The 18595-nt window shown below is 64.9% G+C and carries 17 protein-coding genes; 6 read left to right on the plus strand and 11 right to left on the minus strand.

Annotated features, from left to right (window positions below; translation table 11 throughout):
* Positions 1 to 103: 103 nt before the first annotated feature.
* From GTZ99_RS08365 to GTZ99_RS08380, 4 genes are all read right to left on the minus strand, one after another.
* A complete protein-coding gene (locus GTZ99_RS08365; RefSeq protein WP_161717850.1) occupies positions 104 to 916 on the minus strand; it encodes a CmcJ/NvfI family oxidoreductase in 813 nt (270 codons plus the stop codon).
* A 61-nt stretch (positions 917 to 977) separates the two neighbouring features.
* Positions 978 to 1493 (minus strand): DUF3237 domain-containing protein, encoded by a 516-nt coding sequence (locus GTZ99_RS08370; RefSeq protein WP_320076659.1) that lies wholly within the window; start codon positions 1491 to 1493, stop codon positions 978 to 980.
* 20 nt (positions 1494 to 1513) lie between these two features.
* On the minus strand, positions 1514 to 3748 hold the full coding sequence (locus tag GTZ99_RS08375; protein ID WP_227711197.1) for a PQQ-dependent dehydrogenase, methanol/ethanol family: 2235 nt from the start codon (positions 3746 to 3748) through the stop codon (positions 1514 to 1516).
* A 17-nt stretch (positions 3749 to 3765) separates the two neighbouring features.
* Positions 3766 to 4623, minus strand: a complete 858-nt coding sequence (locus tag GTZ99_RS08380) for a hypothetical protein (RefSeq protein WP_161717851.1) — start codon at positions 4621 to 4623, stop codon at positions 3766 to 3768.
* A gap of 192 nt (positions 4624 to 4815) precedes the next feature.
* Here GTZ99_RS08380 and GTZ99_RS08385 point away from each other — a divergent pair, with 192 nt between their 5' ends.
* The 3 genes from GTZ99_RS08385 to GTZ99_RS08395 are packed head-to-tail and all read left to right on the plus strand — an operon-like array spanning position 4816 to position 6475.
* A complete protein-coding gene (locus GTZ99_RS08385; protein WP_161717852.1) occupies positions 4816 to 5205 on the plus strand; it encodes a nuclear transport factor 2 family protein in 390 nt (129 codons plus the stop codon).
* A 20-nt stretch (positions 5206 to 5225) separates the two neighbouring features.
* Positions 5226 to 5702, plus strand: a complete 477-nt coding sequence (locus GTZ99_RS08390; protein WP_161717853.1) for a nuclear transport factor 2 family protein — start codon at positions 5226 to 5228, stop codon at positions 5700 to 5702.
* A 17-nt stretch (positions 5703 to 5719) separates the two neighbouring features.
* A complete protein-coding gene (locus GTZ99_RS08395; RefSeq protein ID WP_161717854.1) occupies positions 5720 to 6475 on the plus strand; it encodes an SDR family oxidoreductase in 756 nt (251 codons plus the stop codon).
* A 39-nt stretch (positions 6476 to 6514) separates the two neighbouring features.
* Here the strand turns inward: GTZ99_RS08395 and GTZ99_RS08400 are convergent, their stop codons facing one another.
* The 6 genes from GTZ99_RS08400 to GTZ99_RS08425 all read right to left on the minus strand — a co-directional run bounded on the left by GTZ99_RS08400 (position 6515) and on the right by GTZ99_RS08425 (position 13261).
* Positions 6515 to 7615, minus strand: coding sequence for an alpha/beta hydrolase (locus GTZ99_RS08400; protein ID WP_161717855.1), 1101 nt, complete (start codon positions 7613 to 7615; stop codon positions 6515 to 6517).
* A gap of 73 nt (positions 7616 to 7688) precedes the next feature.
* Positions 7689 to 8534 carry an SDR family oxidoreductase gene (locus tag GTZ99_RS08405; RefSeq protein WP_161717856.1) on the minus strand — a complete coding sequence of 282 codons (846 nt, stop codon included), beginning with the start codon at positions 8532 to 8534 and terminating at the stop codon, positions 7689 to 7691.
* Positions 8535 to 8552: 18 nt separating this feature from the next.
* Complete coding sequence (locus GTZ99_RS08410) at positions 8553 to 10037, minus strand: aldehyde dehydrogenase (protein WP_161717857.1); 1485 nt, start codon at positions 10035 to 10037, stop codon at positions 8553 to 8555.
* A gap of 45 nt (positions 10038 to 10082) precedes the next feature.
* A complete protein-coding gene (locus GTZ99_RS08415) occupies positions 10083 to 10691 on the minus strand; it encodes a nuclear transport factor 2 family protein (RefSeq protein WP_161717858.1) in 609 nt (202 codons plus the stop codon).
* Positions 10688 to 11623 (minus strand): SDR family oxidoreductase, encoded by a 936-nt coding sequence (locus GTZ99_RS08420; protein WP_161717859.1) that lies wholly within the window; start codon positions 11621 to 11623, stop codon positions 10688 to 10690. The genes GTZ99_RS08415 and GTZ99_RS08420 overlap by 4 nt, the downstream gene beginning before the upstream one ends.
* A gap of 150 nt (positions 11624 to 11773) precedes the next feature.
* Positions 11774 to 13261 carry a carotenoid oxygenase family protein gene (locus GTZ99_RS08425; protein ID WP_161717860.1) on the minus strand — a complete coding sequence of 496 codons (1488 nt, stop codon included), beginning with the start codon at positions 13259 to 13261 and terminating at the stop codon, positions 11774 to 11776.
* A gap of 238 nt (positions 13262 to 13499) precedes the next feature.
* Between GTZ99_RS08425 and GTZ99_RS08430 the strand changes: the two genes are divergently transcribed.
* The 3 genes from GTZ99_RS08430 to GTZ99_RS08440 all read left to right on the plus strand — a co-directional run bounded on the left by GTZ99_RS08430 (position 13500) and on the right by GTZ99_RS08440 (position 15855).
* Positions 13500 to 14372 (plus strand): dienelactone hydrolase family protein, encoded by an 873-nt coding sequence (locus GTZ99_RS08430; protein ID WP_161717861.1) that lies wholly within the window; start codon positions 13500 to 13502, stop codon positions 14370 to 14372.
* Between the two features lie 71 nt (positions 14373 to 14443).
* The gene (locus GTZ99_RS08435) at positions 14444 to 15412 is read left to right on the plus strand and encodes an SPFH domain-containing protein (RefSeq protein WP_161717862.1); all 969 of its coding nucleotides are present in this window, start codon (positions 14444 to 14446) and stop codon (positions 15410 to 15412) included.
* Positions 15412 to 15855 carry an NfeD family protein gene (locus GTZ99_RS08440; RefSeq protein WP_161717863.1) on the plus strand — a complete coding sequence of 148 codons (444 nt, stop codon included), beginning with the start codon at positions 15412 to 15414 and terminating at the stop codon, positions 15853 to 15855. Before GTZ99_RS08435 ends, GTZ99_RS08440 begins: the two co-directional genes overlap by 1 nt.
* A 154-nt stretch (positions 15856 to 16009) precedes the next feature.
* On the opposite strand, the gene GTZ99_RS08445 is transcribed toward GTZ99_RS08440, so the two are convergent.
* Entirely contained in the window at positions 16010 to 18538 is a 2529-nt protein-coding gene (locus GTZ99_RS08445) for a TonB-dependent receptor (protein WP_161717864.1), read from the minus strand.
* Positions 18539 to 18595 lie beyond the last annotated feature (57 nt).

The following is an 18595-nucleotide window of genomic DNA, read 5'->3' on the forward strand; positions in this document are numbered from 1 at the left end:
CAACTGATTAATGGGATTGCAAAGGGTGATCCTTGTTGGTCGCATTTCTCAAGAGAAATGCTTGGGGCCCTTTGCCCGCCGGAGGCCCCCTTCATCCCCTGCCTTACGCCCACCAGTAACAGGTCGCCCGCATCTCGATGCTGGAGCGCGGGATGGCGTTCACCGCCGTTGGGTCATTGAACGCGACATGCGGGATGTGGTGCGCGGCGGTGGGGTGGCTGTCCTTGGATTTGAAGACGATCGCCTCGTCCGCCTGCATGTCGGGGTAGTAATACCATTGGTGCGCCGGGTTATGCGCCACCAGCAGGCCTTCGAACCCCCATTCGCGGCCATCGGGTTCGTCAAAGATGGCGTCGGCCACGATCAGGTCTTCGGGGGCAAAGCTACGCGCGTCGCACAGCGCCAGCGGCACGTCCTGCGGCGGGGCGGAAATCGCGCGCCACACGTTGTAATTGGCAAAGCGGGCATAGGTGCGCCCCTCTGCCCCGCGTTCCGCCATGGGAAAGGCCGAGGAGTCCGCGATATCGATATGGGCAAAGCGCGCCGGATGCGAATTGTTGCCGCTGCCCGCCCGGCCGCTGGCCTCGGAAAAGCGCAGGATGCCGTGGGGGCTGACCTTGACCGCGTCGGCCCCGGTCAGGCGGCGCAACAAAGCCTCGACCTCTGCCACATAGATGTCGCGGATCTGTGCCGCATCGGCCCAGTCGCCCACCTGTGTCGGTGCATCGGCCAGCAGGAAGCCCTCGACGTCCAGTCCCGCGTTCAGCCCGCGCGCGCTGCGCACCGTCATCGGGAACGAGACGATATCCAGCACGTCACGTTCATGCGCGTTGGCGTAATAGCGCGGGCGTTCAACCCCGCGCCCGGAATAGGCGATGTTGGCGGTGATGCCGCGCGTGGCGGTGGTGGTGGCCATCGGTCCTCTCCTGCTGGCGGGCGGGGCCGTTGGTCCGGCCCCTGTCCCGCATATCGGTGGTTCAGGTCAGCGCGTAATAGCGCACGTAATTGCCATCGGGCTTGCGCTCACCCACGCCGATAAAGACGTGCTTGGTCAGCCAGTCATGCTTGCCCTTGCTGGTTTCGAAGGTGGGCTGGGCGCGCAGGTAATATTCGGCATGGGGCACCGCTTCGCCGCCATTGAACGCCCATTCGCGCAGGCGGTCCATCACGCCGGGGGTGCGGCCCCACAAGAACCCCTTGTTCTGCATATAGATCAGCGTGCCATCGTCGACCTCCAGCACATAGCGCGCGTCAAAGCAGGCCGTGTCATCGGGGCGGAAATGGGCATAGTCGCCGCCCGAATTGGGCACGGCGCGGCCCTTTAGCCGGGGGCCTTCAAATTCGCCCCGGTCAACATAGACCGCGCTGCGAAAGCCGCCGGTGGGGATGTCGGGCACGGTGTTCACCCGCGTGAACCACAAGCGGCAGGCAAAGGCGAATTCCAGATGGGGCTTCTCCATGGTGGAGAGCGTGTCGAACGGATCGGTCATCATTGCAGGAAATCCCGTCAAAATCAGAAATTGGACATGATCGCGGCGCGCGGCGCGTCGATCGCCACGCCAGCCTTGACCTTGGCCTGCTCGTCGGCGCGGGTGCGGGCCTGTTCGTCGATCAGGAAAGCGTGGATGGCATCGGCCTGCGCCTGACTGAACAGGTCATCCCAGCGCGGCATCCCCTTGGGCAGGTACAGGCCCTTCATCACGATCTCGTTGAAGATCTGATGGGTGGGGGCGCTCATCCGGCGCAGGTCGGGGGTGATGGAACGGTGCTGGTTTGAATGGCAGATCGCGCAGTTGGAATAAAACAGACCGCGCCCCATGCCGATTGTCGCCTGTGTGACGCCCGGAGCCTGTGGCGGGGGCGGCGGGGCGATTTCCAGTGCGGGGCGGGCAGGGGGCGGGGGCAGCGCGGCCTTGCCATCCAGCCGGAAGACCAGCAAACGGCCCGCGTTTTCACGATTATACGCCGCCGAATAGCGCGGGACATAGGGGAAGCCGCCCCCGCCCCATGCCGCCATCACCGCGACATATTGCACGCCCTTGACCTTGTACGTCATGGGTGCGGCGATGATCGGGGTGCCGGTCTCGATGGTTTTCAGCAATGTGCCATTGCGGCTGTCGCGCACCAGCAACTGCCCGTTCAGTGATCCGTGGAACGTCAAGCCGCTGGCCGTGGTCATCACCCCGCCGCGATCCTGCCAGCCCGCCGTGGGGACCGCCCACACCGTCTTGCCGGTCAGGGGATCGATGGCGCGGATCTCGGCCTTGGCGGGGTTGGCGATGGCGTCCTTGTAATGGGGCAAAGCCTTGACCGCGGCGGCCACCGGCGGCGGCAGCGTTGGCATGGTTTCGGCCAGCGCGTTGGTAAAGATCAGCGCCGACCCGGTGTTCAACGCCTTGCGGCGGTAATCCTTGGGCTCGGGCGTGATGAAGATCAAGTTGCCCATGTCCAGGATCGAGGCGATATACAGCCCGGTCTTGGGATCATAGCTGGGCGGGAACCAGTTGCGCGCGCCCGGCGTGCCGGGAAAGATGATCTTTGGCCCGGTGCCCAGATCGCTGAATTGCGGCGTCAGATTGGGGCGGCCGGTCTTCATGTCGACGCCATTGGCCCAATTCATCCGCACCAGAGCGTTGGCGCGCAGCAATTGGCCGGTCTTGCGGTCCAGCACATAGAGGAAGCCGTTCTTGGGCGCGTGCAGCACGACGCCGCGGTCCTGCCCGTCCACCTGCATATGCGTCAGGATCATCGGCGCGGTGGCGGGAAAATCCCATTCATCGCCCGGCGTTTCCTGATAATGCCACTTCACCCGCCCGGTTTTCGGGTCCAGCGCGACGATGGACGACAGGTACAGGTTGTCCCCGCCCTTTGGGCTGCGGATCGAACGCGGATAGGGGCCGCCATTGCCCGTGCCGACCAGCAACAGCCCGGTTTCGGGGTCATAGTTGAGCGCATCCCACGGCGTCCCGCCGCCGCTGATGTCCCAGCGGCTGTTCGGGTCCCACGTCTTGACCGCCGCTTCCAGATCGGGGTGGTCCTGCGCGCCCAGTTTGGGGTCGCGCGGCACGGTGTGGAACCGCCATTTCAACGCGCCGGTGCGGATGTCATAGGCGCTGACATAGCCGCGCACGTCATATTCCGCACCGCCATTGCCGATCACCACCACATCGCCCGCCACCTCTGGCGCGCCGGTGCTGTTGATGCCCCGGTCTTTCACCTCCTTGGTGTCGACCTGCCAGACGATCTTGCCGGTCTTGGCGTCCAGCGCATACATCACCGCGTCCAGCGCCGAGACAAAGATCTTGCCATCGGCCATCGCCACGCCACGGTTGACCTGATCGCAACAGACGGTGCGGTTGACCTGCATGTCAACGTTGGGCTCGAACGTCCACAGTTCCTTGCCGGTCGCCGCGTCATAGGCATAGACCCGCCCCGCCACGCCCGAGGCATAAAGCACCCCATCGGCCACCACCGGCGTGCCTTCCAGTCCGCGATTGGTGTGCAGTTCGGCCATCCACGCCACGCCCAGACGGCTGACATTGGCGGGCGTGATGTCCTCCAGCGTCGAGTTGCGCGTCTTGCCCGCATCGCCACCGGGGTTGGTCCAATTGTCGCCGGCCTTGGCCTGCTGCTCGGTGCCTTTGCCGCCCAGCAGCCCGCATCCGGCCAAGCCCAGCACCACTGGCGCCATCGCCAGCAGCGCCCAGTGGCGGCGCTGTTTCACGCGCTGTTCCACGTTCTGTTTCATAGGGTGTTCCACGGATGTCACAGGTTGTCCCACGGGCTGGGCATGCGATAGGGCACGGTGATGAAGTTCGCCTCGATCTGGCAGAGCATGCCGTGATCGACCTTGAACAATTCCGAGATGTAGAAGGAATGCGGCCGCCGCACCGGCGAGTTGACCCAGCGCCCGTCGGTCAATTGATAGCGGTCCAGCTTGCCCGAATGGTCGATGAAGCCGAACGCCAGCACCAGCCCGCGCTCTTCGTCCACCAAGGGGAAGCGGCGCGCGCGCAGGGCGTCGTCATAGCGGTAATTGCCCATCTTGAACTGCTCTTCACAGCCCAGCGCCGACACCGGCACGATCTTGGCAAATTCGGGGTTGTGGGTGGTCTGCACGCCGTTTTCCACCCGGTTGCAATCGGGGTGGAATTTGGTGTGCAGCGTGCCATCGTTCAGTTGCAGCGTGTCAAAATAGCCGTTCGACAGCTTGACCATTTCCGCGCGGCTGACGGGGGCGACCGCATTGGCCTCCAGAATGGGCTTGGTCCAATAGCGCGGGTTTTCAAACTTGATGCCCGAATCGCTCTGGCGCACGATGCACATCTCGCACTCGGTCACCTCCAGCCGGTCGTTCACCCGCAGCCGCAGAGTAAAGGCCGATTCCTCGATCGCTTCGTGGATGGTGCCGAAATAGCCGACCTGACCCGTGGACACATCGGCAAAGCGCAACTGATAGTCGCCAATGCGCTGAATAGTGTTCCACACGCCATCGCCAATTTCCAGCATGACGTTGTTTTCGCTGACATGCGCGCCCTTGGCCCATGGCACGCGCGCCGCGTTTTTGGCCGCCAAAGCCGCCAGAAAACCATCCAGAACGCCATACAGCGCGGTCCTGTTCATACCCTCTCCCATGCGTTGCGCGGGCAATGGAGGCTGGCCGTTTTCGACCCCCGCCCCCGGCGCGCGGTGTTGCGTTGTTACAGGCTTGGCATATCCTAACAAATGATACAATAGAGGTGTAAGGGGCAAATGCGGATCGACGCAAAATGTCGGCCACAGGCAACCATACACCGCCCCGCCGGAGAGGAAAGCATGGCAAGAACCCCACAGGAAGAGGCCAATCTGGCCCTGGTGCTGGAGATGTACAACAAGGTGCTGATCGCGATGGATTCGTCCGCCGTCGATCGCTACATCTCGCCCGATTACGTGCAGCATTCGTCCTTGGCCGAACCGGGCGTCCCCGCGCTGAAGGCGTTTCTGGACATGGTGCGCGCCCAATCGCCCGACGCCCGCCAAACCATCCACCGCGCGCTGGTCGATGGCGACATGGTGGCCGTGCATGTCCATGTGATGCGCTTTCCCGGTGATCCGGGGCTGGCGGTGGTCGACATCTTCCGTTGCGCGGACGGGATGATCGTTGAACACTGGGACGTGTTGCAGGACGTGCCGGCACAGCCGGTCAATCCGCTGCCGATGTTTTGAACAGATTGGGAAGAGAGACAATGTTGCGTCACATCACGCTGATCGCCGCCGGTGCCATTGCGCTGGCCACCGTGCCCGCCACGGCCCACGCCGCGCCCGCCAAACGCGCGCCCGCCGCCCGTTGCACCCAGACGCCCAAGCAGATCGTCACCGCCTTCATGGACCTGTTCTATGTGCAGAAAAAGGTGCGTCAGGCCTTCGAAACCTATGTGGTGGAAGGCTATATCCAGCACAATCCCTTTGCCGCCACAGGCCGCGCGCCCGCGATTGCCTTTCTGGAACCGGCCTTTGCCGATCCGGCGATCACATATTCGATCAAGCGGATCATTGCCGATGGCGATCTGGTGGCGGTCCACGCTCATGGCGTGATGAAGGCCGGTGATCCGGGCGCGGCGGTGGTCGACATCCTGCGGGTCAAGGACTGCAAGATCGTCGAGCATTGGGACGTGATCCAGCCCGTGCCCGCCCAATCGGCCAACACGAACACCATGTTCTGAACGCGGGAGAAACAGACATGGTAGCGACAAGCGGGCGGTTCGTGGACCGCTGTGTGCTGGTGCTGGGTGGCAATGCGGGGATCGGTCTGGCGGCCGCGCGCATGTTTGCCGCCGAAGGCGCTAAGGTGGCGATCACCGGGCGCAATGCCGATACAATCGCGGCGGCGGCGCAAGAGATCGAGGGGCTGGGCATTCGCGCCGACATGGGCGTGATCGCCGAGACACAGGCCGCGCTGGCCGAGGTCAAGGAAGCGCTGGGCGGGATCGACGTGTTGTTCGTCAACGCCGGGGTTGGCGGTTTTGCCATGGTCCCCGACGTGACCGAGGATTTCTGGGACGGGATCCACAACGTCAACCTGCGCGGCGCGTTCTTTGCCATTCAGCATGCCTTGCCGTTGATGCGCGATGGCGGGGCGATTGTCATCACCGGCTCGATCGGGTCGGTGGCGGCGGTGCCGGGCAATGTCGCCTATGCCGCGGCCAAGGCGGGGTTGCGGGCGATGGCGCGCATCGTGGGCAAGGAATTGCTGCCGCGCCGCATCCGCGTCAACATGGTCTCGCCCGGCCCCACCGACACCGAAATCTTCAAACGCGACGCCAGCGAGGCCGAGATCCAGGGTATGAAGGACATGCTGAACAGCGTCGTGCCGCTGGGCCGCATGGGCACGTCCGAGGAAATCGCCAGGGCGGTGCTGTTTCTGGCCAGCCCTGACGCCAGCTTTATCAACGGCATCGACCTGATGGCCGATGGCGGCTGTATCGAACTGGGCTGAAACGACATGGGGGCGGTGTCGCGCCGCCCCCGCACATTGTTACCCGCCGATCTGCAACGCTGATTTCAGGAAAGCGATCACCGCGCCCCACCCCGGCTGGGCCATCACTGGCGCGGTGGTGGTGCAACCGGCGCTGCTGCTGGTTTCCAGCGTGGCATTGGCGGCGATCTCTGCCTTTTGCAGGAAATCCCACGCCGGGCCATGCCCCGCCAGCGGCAGTGAATAGAACCGCGCCTCGCGGCAGTCATGCGCCAGCGCTTTGTACAGCCGCTCACCCTGATTATGCGGCACCAACGGGTCGGCGCGGCCATGCAGGATCATGATCGGGGGCAGGGGCTTACCCTTTTGCCGGCGCAGCATCCCCACCGGATCGGCGGCCTGCGTGGCCTCGGCACAGGACTGGATGGCGCAACCGATCACCCGCGATTCGGGCGATTGCGGCCCGTCATGGCAAAACCCCGCCGCCAGCCCCGCCGCATCCGGCTTGCACGGGGTCAGCGACCACGCATCCATCTGCAAAAAGGCGGTCGGCGGGTACAACGCCACCGCCGCCTGCACCGCGCTGGAGGTGCCGGCCGGGCCGCCTGCCACGCCGATGCTGCCGATCAGCGTGGGATCATCGCCCGAAATTGCCGCGACCGATGTGGTCCACCCGCCCGAACTGTCGCCCATGATGGCGATGCGGTTGGGGTCCAGCCCATATTGGGCGGCATTGGCCCGCAGGAAGCGGATCGCCGCCTTGATATCATGCAATTGGGCGGGGAACTGCGCCTGACCGCTGGAGCGGATCGACACGCCCGCCACGGCAAAGCCGGCTTTCAGCAATTCGGGCGCCATGAAACGGGCGGTAAACTTGCCATCATCCGACAGCCATGCCGATCCGCCGGTCCAGATCACCACCGGCAACAGCGCGCCCGCACGCGGCGGGGTAGCGGGCAGATAGAGGTCGAGCAAATGCCCCCGGCTGGTGGCCGGATCGGCGGGCGCATAGGGGACATCGGCAAACCGCGCAGCTGCCTGTACCGAGGGCAGCACCATGCCGGGCGGCGGCCCTTCGGCGGCGATGGCAGTTGTGCCACAGGTTATGCCAAACGCCAGCGCGGCCGCCGCGATGCTGCGCGGCAAAGTGATGGAAAACATGGTTCTCTCCGTCATTGGGGGCGCACCCTTTGACGGTACAGATGCCGCGCCGCGCGCACCTTGTCCATCGCGCTCACAGCACAAAATGGTCCCCCGCCGCGCGCACCGTCATCTCGCTGATCGCCACACCCCACGGCTGGTTGATGGCATGGATGATCGCATCGGCAATGTGGTCGGGCGCCAGGCTGGCATAGTCGATGTTGTCCGCGTCCAGCCGCTCGGGCGGGAAAGTACCCTCCTGCATGGCGGCCACCATCGCGCCAAATTCGCCCATGTTGTGCGCGACAATCCCCACGCCCGCCGCCGCATTGATTATCGTGCCCGACAGGCCGGTGGTGGGCACGCCCGTGGGCTTGATCGTGGTGACCTTGATCCTGCCCCGGCTTTCGACACGCAGGGATTCGGACAGGAAACACACCGCCGACTTGGTCGCGCCATAGACGCCCGCGCCCACCACCGGGAAATTGCCATAGATCGAGGACAGGTTGATCACATGCCCGCGCCCGGCGGCCATCATCGGGTCATAGGCCGCGACAATGCCGTTCAGCACGCCTTTGACGTTGATGTCGATGCAGCGCACCCATGCGTCATAGGCGGCATCATGATCGGCAAAAAACGCCAGCGGCATGGTGCCGGCATTGTTGATCATCACATCAATCGCGCCATAGGCGTCCAGCGCCGCCGCCACCGCCGCGCGGGTCTGCGCCAGATCGGTGACGTCGGTGGGGATGGCCTGTGCGGTGCCACCCGCCGCGGTGATTTCGGCCACCACGGCGGCGGCGGCGTCAGGATTGATGTCGGCGCAGGTGATCTGCGCCCCCATCATGGCCGCCTTGATCGACACCAGCCGGCCAAAGCCGCCCCCCGCGCCGGTGATGACAATGGATTTGCTCGCGACGTGGTTGGCGGTTTGGGTCATGGCTGGTCCCTTCAGGCGTTACAGTTGCGCGGGCATGCCGTCGATCAGGATCGTCTTGCTTTCCAGATAGCCCAACAGGCCCTCCAGACCGCCCTCACGTCCCACGCCCGATTGCTTGAACCCGCCAAACGGCAGGCCAAAGTCCATGCGCAGCCCGTTCTGCCCCACAGCGCCGCTGCGGATGCGGCGGGCGATGCGATAGGCGGCCTCTGCGTCATTGGTGATGACCGAACCGTTCAGGCCAAAGGCGCTGTCGTTGGCGATGCGGATCGCGTCTTCCTCGGTGTCATAGGGGATCAGGCATAGCACCGGGCCAAAGATCTCCTCCTGCGCGATGCGGCTGGCGTTGTCGACATTGGCGAACAGGGTGGGTTCGATGAAGTACCCCTTGGTCAGATGGGCCGGACGCTTGCCACCGCATACCAGCGTGGCGGTCTTCTTGCCTTCCTCGATATACATCTCGATCCGTTCCAATTGACGCTTCATCGCCACCGGGCCCAGCATCGTGGACGGATCGTCGGAATAGCCGATCTTGACCTGCGCCATCTCGGCGGCGATCGCGGCGGCCAGTTCGTCGTGGCGCGCGCGGCTGACCAGAATGCGGCTCAGCATCGCGCAGACCTGCCCGCTCATCATGCAGATCGTGCCAGTGATCAGCTTGGCGGCGATCTCCACCGGGAAATCGTCCAGCACGATGCCCGCCGATTTGCCGCCCAGTTCCAGCGTGCAGCGCGCGATGCGGCTGCCGCAGACCTCGGCAATGCGCTTGCCTGCCACGGTGCTGCCGGTGAACGAGACCTTGTCGACGCCGGGGTTGCACACCAGATGGTCGGACGCCTCGCGGTGGCCGCACACCAGATTGACCACGCCGGCCGGCACGCCTGCTGCTTGCGCAGCTTCGGCGATGATATAGGCCTCGATCGCGGTTTCGGGGCTGGGCTTCATGATGACGGTGCAACCGGCGGCCAGCGAATAGGCCACCTTGTTCAGCATGATGCCATAGGGCCCGTTCCACGGCGCGATGGCCGCCACCACGCCCACCGGTTCATAGGCGATCAAGCCGACAGCCGCGCCGGTGGTGGGACGCTGTTCGACGAACTGGAACGCCTCGGCCATGGCGATGATATTGTCGAACGTCATGTTCGATCCCATCTGCATCGGCCCGGCAAAGCTGGCCAAACCGCCCATTTGCAGCGTCCAAGCGCGCGCCACCTCACCCACGCGGGCGTGCAGATGGGCGGACATCGCCTTCATGTAACCGATGCGCTCGGCAGGCTGCATCCGGCCCCACGGGCCATTGTCAAAGGCATCGCGCGCGGCGGCGACGGCGGCATCCATGTCCACCTCATCAGCCTCGGCCACGGTCGAGACGACCTCCTCGGTGTTGGGGCTGATCTGGCTGATGGTGCGGCCCGAATGGGCGGCCACCCACGCCCCGCCGATATACAGGCGGTCGGGATGGGCCAGAACGGGGTCTTTGAGTTCAATGGCAGGCGGTTGCATGGGCATATCCTCTTGTCTGTTCTGTGATGAGGGCAGGGGGGCGGTTCAGGCGCTCCACGCCCGCCCGGTAACCGGGTTGGGATAGTGATAGGGCGGCACGTAAACCGCCGGGAAACTGTCGTAATCAACCGTCTGGGGCGCATCGGGCGGGCATTCGGGCAGCTCGCGCCCCATCGGCACGCCGCCCCCCGCCAGCCCCTTTTGCCAGTCGGCGTAATAGGTGACATAGCAATGCAGCTTGGCGATCTTCCACACGGGTTCACCAGACACATTGGCTTCGCGGACATAGGCGTTTTCGTAGGTCGCCTCGCCCACCATGTCGACGGCGCCGGCAATCGCCACCTCCATGATGGCGCGCCAGCGGCCCTGCGCGGTGTCGCCGTTCAGCGTGATCAAAGGCTGCAACTGCATATGGTTGAACACCGTGCCGGGCATCAATCCCGGCAGGCATTTCAAATAGGCGCGGATGCGGTCCTGCCCTCGAAACTGCCCGCGCGCCGCGATCTCCAGAGTGGCGTCACGGGCGAACAGGTCGGCGGCCTCGTCCCACTGCGCCTTGTCGACGTAATAGCCATAGGCGGTTTGCAGGCGGATGATGGCGCGTTCATCCTCCAGCGCGGTGATGCGGGCCAACAGGGCGGGGTCAGTGGTCATGGCGCGGGGGCCATGGCGGCGGCGCGCAGCATGTCGGCGTTGTCCTCGATCATCTGGCGCACGCTGCGCGCCGGGCGGCCCGTCAGGCGCAACACATCATCGGTGCAGATCGCCAGGAACCCCTCGCGGATGGCGCGGCCAAAGGTCACCATGTCGTCGCTGTTCCACGGGATGCCCTTGACGTATTGATCGTCCACCGGCTGGCGCGGGATGCCCATGGCGTCAAAGATGGCATATTGCTGTTCGTCGGTGCTGGGGATGTAGTCCACCTGCACGCCGGTCACTTCGGACAGGATCGCGGCCACTTCGCCAAAGTCCTGCATGTCGGGGCCGGTGATGTTATAGGTCTGGCCTTCGTGGCCGGGGGTGGTCAGGCATGCCACCGCGCTTTCGATGCAATCGTCGCGCCAGACCATTGCCTCCTTGCCATCGGCCGAGTTCGACACCCATTGCCGGCTGGCCATCATGCCCGGGCCCGCCATGATGATCATCGCATCGGCATAATGCGCGTCGCGCAGCATCGTCCAGGCACAGCCAGACGCCTTCATCAGGCGCTCGGTCTCGATATGGTCGTGGCGGACCTCGGCGGGGTTGGCGGGGTCATCAATGCCGATAAAGCTGGTGTAGAGGATATGCCGCACACCCGCTGCCGCCGCTGCGTCGATGGCCGCCTTGTGCTGGACCACGCGGGCGCCCACGCGCGTGCCGCTGATCAGCAACATCTTGTCCGCGCCCGCAACGGCGGCGGCCAGCGTCTCGGGCTTGTCATAGTCGCCATAGCGTACTTCACAGCCCTGCGCGGCGCGTGCGGCCAGCTTTTCAGGGCTGCGGGTGATCAGGATCAGGTCGGCGGCGCGGCCCATCGCCACCAGCCGGTCGGTGACGCCGCGCCCATAATTGCCGCTGGCGCCGGTAATGACGATCTTGCCCATATATCCTCTCCTTATTGGGGTTCCGGCTCCAGCCCGCTCCCCCGGCCCTGCCACCCGACAGGGTAGACTTTGGGTGGCAGGGCCGGGGGAGCGGGCTGGACAAGCCGGAGGTATGGGGCGGGCGCTGTTACGCCTCGCCCCGGTATGTGATTATGCCTTTGCCGCGTCCAGTTGCGCTTGGGGCACCCACCAGCCATGCACCTGCGGGCGCAGACGGGTGGGGATCACCGCGCGGGCCACCGGCCCCTTGTGCAATGCGCCACCGTCCAGCACCCAGACCTCGTGTTCAAAGCTGTCGCCCGCCGCGCGGTCCACCACCGTCACCAGCCAGCCCAGATGCGCCGGGTCATTCGAGGGCACATGGACGGGTTCGTTAAAGCTCATGCCGGGGGGCAGGGGCAGGGCATCGACCACATGGCCGGCCTGCGGCGCGCCGTTCACAAAATCCAGCCGCAACGCGCAATTGAACATCGCGCCGACCGGACCACCGGCCAGCGGCGGGCCCTTCATGTCCGGGTCCATCGACAGCATCCAGCCATAGGGATTGGGCTGGCCCTGCATTGTGGCCGGGATCACGGGGAAGTCGCCCGGCGGGCCAACGATGGTTTCGGTTACGGCGGTGGCATCGCCCTTGGGATCGACGCTCCACCGGGTCAGCGCGCCCTTGACGTCCCACGGGGCCATGTGGATGCCCGACGCCTCGCGGATGAAGGGGAAGGCGTTGGTGTTCGACAGGCACTGGTCGAAATGGATGATGCCGTTTTCGTCCTCGAACGCGTTCATGAAGTGATAGGCCGAGACGCCCTTTGGCCCCTTGAACCAGCGCATTTCCGAGACATCGCCATAGCGCGGCATGACGCCCAGCCAGCTGTCGGTCTCCATCTCGTGCACCCAATGGTCGCCGCCCGCCTTCAGCCGTTCCAGATCGCAGGTGGTGGGATAGATCGGAAACAGCGCATAGTTTTGCGTGATGGCAAAGTCATGCATCATCGCGCAATAGGGCGCCTCGAACCACTGCTCGCGGATCAGCTTGCCGGTCTTGTCGACGATGAAATAGCTGACCTGCTTGCCGGCCACGCCATCGGCCTCATAGCCATAGACGAACATCTCGCCGGTTTGCGCGTCGATGCGCACGTGGGCGGTCATCGTTTCGGATTTCAACGCCCCGTCAAAGTCATAGCTGCCCAGCGTTTCCAGCGTATTGGGATCCACGCGATAGGGCTTGCCGTCTTCCTTGGCCATCAACAGGCGGCCAGCGTGCCACACTGGCGTGGTATTGGCCACGGTGCGGTCGGTGCTTTGCACATCGGCGTCATCGGTAAAGATGTTGCGATAGCGGCCAAACCGGGCGCGGCCCGCCGCATCCTCGGCCAGCCAGCGGGCGGTGCGGACATAGGCGATGTCGTAATCCACCGTGCCATCGGCATTGAACGCCACGCGCGACACCATGCCATCGCCCGACAGCACATTGTCATCGTCAAACTTGGGCGGGAAATGCGGATCGGGCACGGCGCGGAAAAAAGCGCCCTGCACCTCGACCGGCAGCGTGCCCTCCAGCTTCAGCCCCTTCAGGCTGACTTCCTGCCCAATAGGCTGATTCAGCCCGACAAAATGCGACGTTTGCGGAAAAATTGCCATGCATCCCCACCTAGATCTATCGGTTTTGTGATTCTGTGTTTTATTAACAATCGTTATGAAGTGTAGGGGCGAGGGCGTCACCTTTCAAGCCCCAACTGTGCATCGTCCCCCTCCTATCTGGCTGGGCGCGCATCGGCGTGGATGGGGGCGCACCCGGTGCGCTGCCAGCCCTTGTCAGCGCGGCCCATCTGCGCCAGCCTGCGTGCCAAACCAAATGCCAGAAATTGGGAGCCAAGCCATGTGTGACGACCTGACCGCCATCGAGGAAGAGGCCCGCCTGTCGGCCGCCGGGATCAGCCGCCGCGATTTTGCCGCGCAGGCCGCCGCCGCCACCGCCGCTTTGGCCGCAGCGTCCAGCGCGCAGGCGGCGGGCGTGGCGTTGAGCGAACGCGCCGTCACCATCACTACGCCTGACGGCACCTGTGACGCCCTGTTTCTGCACCCGGCCAAGGGCCGCCATCCCGCCATCATCATGTGGCCCGACATCGCCGGCAGCCGCGAGGCCTACAAGGTGATGGGCCGCCGTCTGGCCGCGGATGGCTATGCCGTGCTGGTGGTGAACCATTATTACCGCAGCGCCCCCGCGCCGATCATGGCCACCATGTCCGAATGGCGCACGCCCGAGGGGCAGGCCAAGCTGAAACCGATGATCGCCGCCATCACGCCGGCTGGCACCGCCAGCGATGCCAAGGCCTTTGTCGCCTTTCTGGACAAGCAGAAGGCGGTGGATACGCGGCGCGGCATCGGCAATTGCGGCTATTGCATGGGCGGGCCATACACGGTGCGCGCGGCAGCGGCCGTGCCGGGGCGGATCCGCGCGGCGGCCTCGCTGCATGGCGGGGGATTGGTGGGCGACGCGCCCGACAGCCCGGTGAAACTGATCGCGGCGACACAGGCGCGGTTCCTGTTTGCCATCGGCCGCAATGATGACGCCCGCGCGCCCGGCGACAAGGACGCCCTGCGCGCCGCCGCCACCGCCGCTGGCCGCCCCGCCGAGGTGGAGGTGTATAACGCCGACCACGGCTGGTGCACGATCGACGCGCCCAGCTATGACAAGCCCGAGGCGGACCGGGCATGGGGCCGAATGCTGGCGCTCTTCAGCCAATTGTAATGTCGGCCCACTAGGATAGGCTTCTGCGGGCCGGGCGCGGCATGTAACCCGCCCGCCGCAGGAGGGATGTCATGGGCTTTTTTCTGGTGTCGTTGCTGGCGCTGGTCGTCGTGTTTCTGGCGATGGGCGTGCGCGTTGTGCGACAGGGCTATGTCTATACGATTGAACGACTGGGCCGTTTCACCCATGCGGCGGGGCCGGGGCTGAGCATTATCATCCCGTTTGTCGACCGCGTTGGCCAACAGGTCAACATGATGGAACAGGTGCTGGACGTGCCGGGGCAGGAGATCATCACCCGCGACAACGCCATGGTGGGCGTGGATGCGGTGGTGTTCTTTCAGGTGCTGGACGCAGGCCGCGCGGCCTATGAGGTGTCGAACCTCTATATGGCGATCATGCAATTGGTGACGACCAATCTGCGCACGGTGATGGGCTCGATGGATCTGGACGAGACCTTGTCCAAGCGGGACGAGATCAACGCCCGCCTGCTCTCGGTGGTGGACCATGCGACCGCGCCGTGGGGGGTGAAGATCACCCGCGTCGAGATCAAGGACATCCGCCCGCCCGCCGACATCAGCAACGCCATGGCCCGCCAGATGAAGGCCGAGCGGGAAAAGCGCGCCCAGATCCTGGAAGCGGAAGGGTCAAAAAGCGCCGCCATCCTGAAGGCCGAGGGCGAGAAGCAGGCCCAGATTCTGGAGGCCGAGGGCCGCCGCGAGGCCGCTTTCCGTGACGCCGAGGCCCGCGAACGCGCCGCCGCCGCCGAGGCCGAGGCGACCCGCGTGGTGTCCGAGGCCATCGCCACATCGGGCACGCAGGCGCTGAACTATTTCGTCGCGCAGAAATATACCGAGGCCGTCGCCGGTTTCGCCAGCAGCCCCAATGCCAAAACCATCCTTTTCCCGGTCGAGGCGACGCAACTGATCGGATCGCTGGGCGGGGTGGGGCAATTGGTGCGTGAAGCGCTGGGTCCGGTGGGAGCGGACACGCCGCCGCCCGCCGCCGGTATCGGCGTGCCACGCAGTGGTGGCCGCGTGTGATGCCCGCCGGCTGGGATCTGCACTGGGCATGGGCTGGGCTGGCGATGCTGCTGGCCGTGGCCGAAATGGTGGTGCCGGGCGTGTTCCTGATCTGGATGGCGGGGGCGGCGGGCGTTGTATCGCTGGTGGTGTGGGGCATGCCGATGTTGCCGATTGCGGCGCAGGTGGGCCTGTTTGCGGCGCTCTCGCTGGGATCGGTGCTGGTCGGGCGGCGCTATACCCTGACCCACCGCGCCGACAGCGAGGACCCCGCGCTGAACGACCGCGCCGCCCGTCTGGTGGGCGAGGTGGTGGTGGTGACAGAGGCGATCACGGCCGGTCATGGCCGCGTGCGGCTGGGCGATGGCGAATGGCTGGCGCGCGGGGCTGACGCGGCGCAGGGCACAAGGCTGCAAGTCATCGGCATCCACGGCACCGCGCTGATGGTGGCGCCGCTGGACTGAGCCAGCCCGCGATCCCAAACGCAAACAGGCCGCCTTTTCCACATGGGAAGGGGCGGCCTGTTCGTTTCCGGTCACAAGCGCATGAGGCAACCCGGCGCTTTGGGCCGAAAAGACCGGGCGGGCAGAGCGCGTGGCCCCATCCGCCCGGTGGGCATCAGAACTCCTTCTTGACCGTCACGGCCCAGGTACGCGGCAGGCCGGGCGCACCCGACACCGTGCCATAGGTGGTGCCGTTATAGTTCAGCGAGGTGAAGTAGTACTTGTTGGTCAGGTTGCGCACTTCGAAAGTGCCGGTCCAACCGCCCTGCTGGCTTTTCCACGTGATGCGACCGTTGGCCAGGAAATAGCCGTCGATCTTGTTCGTGGCGACCACCGTGGCCAGCGAACCGCCGCCGCCGGTGGCCGTGGCCGTGGCGATCGACAGCGCGTCGACATTGGTGGGATCGGTGTAGATATGCGACTGATACGCGCCATCGACACGGAAGGTCAGCGTGCCGTTCAGCACGTCGGCCATGTCATATTGCGCGCCCACGTTCCACTTCCACTTGGGGGTGTAGGGCGGCTTCATCGCCAGCGTCACGCCGGTGGTGGCCGTGTCGACCGAGGTATATTTGAAATCGAGATAGGAGAGCGAGCCGTCGAAGGTCAGACCCGCGACCGGCTTGATCGTCGTTTCGATTTCAAAGCCCTTCACATGCGCCGAACCCACATTCTTGGGCTGGAGGCACGGGGTGGCCGGATCGCCCGCGGTATTCGGGCAATTGCGCACCGTCAGGATGATGTCCTTGTAATCGTTATAGAACGCCGAGACGTTGAAGCGCAGCTTGCGGTCGAACAGGTCCGACTTGAAGCCCACTTCATAGGCGGTCAGCGTTTCGGGATTAAAGGGCTTGGCCTGGCTCAGGTAGTAGGGGCGCGGGTTGACGCCGCCCGAACGATAGCCGGTCGCCACCTGCGCATAGACCATCAGTTGCGGCGAGAAGCGGTAGTCGACCGCCACGCGCCAGTCGGTGCGCTGCTTTTCAAAGTGCGACGAGAGGCCGTTCACGCCCGCGATGGCGCAGTTGGCCGGCTGCGTCGGACCAAAGGGATAGCCCGGATTGCAAGGCAGGATCGCCGTGCCATCGGGATTGCGGCGGACATAGTGATAGTCCTTGCTGTCCCAGCTGGAGCGCACACCCGCCGTGATCGTCAGCGCATCCACCGGCTTGAACGAGCCATTGGCAAACAGCGCCTTGTTCTGGGCCGGGGTGGTGTCGGGGCCATGCAGGAAGTCGACGCCCGCATAGTTCAGGTCGATGCGGCCCGTATAGGTGCCGTCCGCCTTGAAGTAGAAACCGCCCACGGTGTAGTCCAGACGACGGTCAAGCGCCTTGCCCGACAGACGGATTTCCTGGCTCCATTGCGTGTTCGACTGGCCCTGATCCATCAGCGCGGGGACCACCGGCGAGCCTTCGGTAAAGGCCCAGTCGGCATCGTAATGGCGATAGGCGGTGATCGACTTCAGCGCCAGACCATCACTGATCGTCCAGTCGATCGTGCCGGCAAAGCCATAGTTGTCGAGGTTCGAATGCGGGTTGAGCGAATAGGGCTTGTACGGCATCTGGCCATCGCGGTTGGCGTTGTCCAGATAGGTCGCATAGCTGACATAACGCCCGTCATAGCCCGACAGCGTGTCGCAGCTGTTGCCGCCGGTCGTCACAAAGGCGCAGTTCAGCGGCACCGAGGCGCCGTTGGTGCCCACCAGCCACGGACGGCTGGCCGACTTGGCGCCGGTGCTGCCGGCAAACTGGCCGATCGCATTGCCAAAGATCAGGACGCTGGCGCCCGGCTCGTCACGCTGACGGGTGTAATCGCCCGACACGTTGACCTCGACGTTGGAGGTCGGCAGCCAGCGCAGCGCCACCTTGGCGGCGGTAAAGCTGGTGCCGCCCAGCGTGCCCAGCACCGGGTTCCCGCCCGAAGCCAGCGTGGGGACATTGCTGCCCGGATGGGTCAGCGCATAGTCCAGACGCTTGACATAGCCATCGCGGTTCTTGGTCGCGCCCGAGATGCGGACAAACAGGTTGTCGGTGATCTTGGTGTCGACATAGCCGCGCATGTCCACGCGGTGGAAGCTGCCATAGGTGACTTCCAGCATGCCCTTGTTGTTGCCCTGCGGCTTGACCGAGAACAGCTTGATCGAGCCACCCAGCGAGTTGCGGCCCGACAGGGTGCCCTGCGGCCCGCGCAGCACTTCGACGCGGTCAAGGTCCATCAGGTCCAGCAGCGAGCCGGTCAGCGTCGGCAGGTAGACATCGTCCACATACATGCCCACGCCCGGTTCCAGCGCAAAGTTGGGGTCGGTCTGGCCCACGCCACGGATAAAGGCGATGATGCCCGGCCCGAGGTACTGGTTTTGCGGGGTCAGCGTGACGTTGGGCGTCTGGGCTGCCACTTCGGCGATGTTGGTCTGGCCACGGGCCGACAGCGAAGCGCCGTTCATCGCGGTGATCGCCAACGGCGTATCCTGCAGCTTCTGGCTGCGGAACTGTGCGGTGACGACGATTTCGCCAGTGGTCGTGGCAGTGGGCGCCGCGGGTGCGGGCGCGGCCGGTTCGGTCTGGGCGAATGCGGGATTCGCGGCGAAAACCGCCAACGCCATCGCGGCGCTGGACAGCAGGTGCCCCCTGTGAATGTGCATATATGATCCTCTCTGGTTCGCCGGTGCGGGGTGTCGCCCCCATGCACTGACAAAGCG

It is taken from the genome of Novosphingobium ovatum, assembly GCF_009909235.1.
GTDB classification, from domain to species: domain Bacteria; phylum Pseudomonadota; class Alphaproteobacteria; order Sphingomonadales; family Sphingomonadaceae; genus Novosphingobium; species Novosphingobium ovatum.